The organism is bacterium, from assembly GCA_030654305.1.
Lineage (GTDB): Bacteria > Krumholzibacteriota > Krumholzibacteriia > LZORAL124-64-63 > LZORAL124-64-63 > PNOJ01.
The window spans coordinates 1-3,053 of the sequence record JAURXS010000498.1; the positions used below are offsets into that span (position 1 = coordinate 1).

At 71.9% G+C, this 3,053-nt stretch carries 1 protein-coding gene; it reads right to left on the bottom strand.

All coding sequences use genetic code 11. The annotated features are described in order from the left end of the window. Window positions 1–3,053, bottom strand: a 3,053-nt coding sequence (locus Q7W29_14230; protein MDO9172980.1) for a C25 family cysteine peptidase, incomplete at both ends; no start/stop codon positions are given.

Genomic DNA, 3,053 nt, shown 5'->3' on the forward strand with positions numbered 1-3,053 from the left:
CGGCAGCTCGAGGTACATGGCGCGCGACCCCCCGGGCGCGTCGACGATCAACCGCAGCTTGCCGTGGTCGCCGGTGCGCAGCTGCAGTGGCACCTTGAAATCCACGCGCAACGTGTCGAGGTCGGTCTCGCCGGTGCCTCGGAAGACCGGGGCGCCCGGCTGCCAGTAGTCGAGGCTGGCCGTGCCTAGCTGGTAGTGGCGTTCGTCGCGGGACTCCTGCACCAGCAGGTCGTACGTCGTGCCGGGAAGAACAGACAGGCCCTGCTCCGAGAGCACGCAGACGACGTGCTCGAGGCGGCCGGTGCGCAGGCTGTCGGAGGTCGCGGCGTGCAGGGCGGTGCCGCCGGCGGGATTCGGCAGCGCCAGCGCCGGGTCGCCGAACAGGTTGTAGCGGTAGCTGTTGTGCATCATCTGGGTGTTGCCGCCACCGAGCCCCACCTTGGCCAGCCAGAGGGCCGCGCCCGGCGTGCGGTCGGGATCGACCGTGCGGCCGGGATAGAGGCTCGCGTAGAACCGGTCCGAGAGCGGGTCGTTGTAGATGACGTAGCTGACCTGGGAGGCCGCGATCGCCGCGATCGTGCCGCCGGCCGGCTGCGAGACGAACACCTCGGCCATGCTCTGGCGGACGGCCGAGTCGTAGATGCCCACGTCGCAGCTGAAGGCCAGGAAGATGCCGCGGCGCAGGCCGTTGTTCAGGCCGTAGATGTCGTCGGTCAAGAAGAGCTGCTCGTCGGCCAGGGTGTGCTCCGAGCCGTGGCCGATGTAGTGGAAGACCGTGGTGCCTTCGTTCAGGGCGTTCTTGGCCGCCAGCCGGGCCAGCGGCTTGTAGACGCCGCTGGGGGCGGCGGCGTAGTCGATCATCAGCAATTTATCAGCGTCGAGCGTCCAGGGCACGTACGTGTCGACCAGCTCGATCGCCTGCTGCGTGTGCACGCGCTCGAAATTGCCCGGGCTCGACGGCTGCGTGAAATCGTCAGCCGCAAACACGACCCGATTGCGCCAGGCGCCCGGCGGCGGCTCCATCTCGTAGGCGACGATGCGGTCGACCATGCCCGCGGCCTCGTCCAGGTCGCGGGCGGTGAGGCGGCCCACCGCCAGGTCGGGCACGTCCAGGCCCCAGACCGGGGCGTCGAAGGACACCAGGGCGTCGTCCGTGGCGTAAGGGTAGGCCGAGTAGTCGGTCAGCAGGTCGGGGAAGAACGTCCGCGTCCAGGTGGGCAGCAGGTCTTCGTACTGGTTGCGGTAGCCGCGGTAGTCGCGCGACGCGTCGCCCGCCAGGCAGACGTAGGCCAGGCGGCCGCCGCCTCGTTCCCACAGCCATTTCAGGAAGTTGCGCAGGGCGAAGGGGTCCTTCACGCCGGCGCCGAAGCTGTCGTACACGTCCTCCTCGTCCACGGCCACGGACACCGGGTCGTGGTCGACGCCGGGCAGGACGAGCGACCGATGGGCGGCCAGGCGGGCCGCGGGCGCGGTCAGCCGCGGGTCGTGCAGCACGACGTGATCGCACTCGCCCGACATGCGCAGCAGGTCGCCCGGCGTGCGGCGGCTGTGCGCGGCCGGGGCCAGGGCCTCGGCGTCGGCGAAGGCGACGAGGTGGGCGTCGGTCGCCGGATCGCGCAGCAGCCCGAGCGCGAGCCGGTTCGCCGCCAGGGACTGCCCCGTCAGCGCCCGCGGCGCGTCGGGGTCACTCACGTCCCAGCAGGCGGGCGCGGCGCCGGCCGGGTGCGTCAGGACGAGGTCGACGGCCTCGCCGGGCAAGTCGACCTGCTCGCCCCAGTGGGTCACGTCGAACTGGCCCGACAACTTCACGAGCCTCTCCCACGACATCACGTCGAAGGAATCCAGGATGAGCGACGGTGACCCGTCGGGGCTCTCCTGTGACAGGGTCAGGGTGTTGGGACCGTTGCGCACGACGGTCGTCTCGCCCGCCAGGCGGATCCGGAGGCTGTCCTGCTCCTGCCGGACGGTCCAGGTCGTGTCCAGGTCCTGCCCCGCCTGGTCGCCGCTGTTGATCCAGGTGCGCGCCGTGTTGAGTTCCGCCGAGCCCTCTCCAAAGCGGTGGTTGGAGCGGACGTCGACCTGCAGGAACATCGTGCTGCCGGCGATGGCCGACGGCAGGGAGAACGGCACGATCTTGCGGTCGAAGATGGCGGTGTCCCAGGCCCAGTCGTCCTGCAGACGGCCGTAGGCTTCCAGGACGTTCTGCTCGAAGTGGTGGCGGGCCTTCTGCAGCGTGTCGGCCACGGCCGCGCCCGGCGGCGCCGCGAAGGTCGCGATGCGCAGGGGCGTTCCCGGCAGCGGCGACGCGTCGGCGTAGCCCTCCCAGGTCAGCCAGTAGACGCTGCGGCCGGCGTAGGGGTGCTCGCGCCAGTCCAGTCGTGCGGCGCCGTCGACGCTGCGGTCGGCCCAGGCATCGGGACCGACGGCGTAGAAGAGCAGGGCGTCGCCGGAGTCCCAGGTGCCGTCGGCGTCCTCGAGCTGCAGCGCGACCTCGCTCATGGCGTACCAACCGTCCTGCCAGCTGCCGGGCAACGACCCGTCCTCCGGCAGAGGCGTGATGTCGGCGCGGTAGACACGCAGCTTCCGGGAATCGATCGAATTGGCGCCCACGCCGTCGAGGGCCAGGTGGAGGGCCGTGATCCGGTGCACGCCGGTGGCGGAGATCTCCAGTTTGATCCAGTGGTCGGTCTGCAGGAAGGGGTGGCCGACGTCCTTGTCCGCCGCCGCGTCGGGCAGGGCGGACCTGCCGCGGGCGAGCGCGGCGTAGAGGGCGGGGTTGAGCACCGCGGCGGCGCCGAAGGGATCGCCCGCCTCGCCGACGCCGTCCGTCCCGGCGGCCAGCGCTCGCGCCGACTCGCCCGACGGCGCGTGGTCCACCGCGACGGTGATCTCGGCCAGCAGGCCGCCGCCCGCCAAGGGATCCACCACGAGCGCGGCGACCGGCACGCCCCGCAGCGTCCGGACGGCGTCCAGGCGCACGGCGACGGCCGGGTCGGTCGCCGCGGCGGGCGGGATCGACCAGGCGGTCCCCGTCACCAGGACGCGCGGGCGCG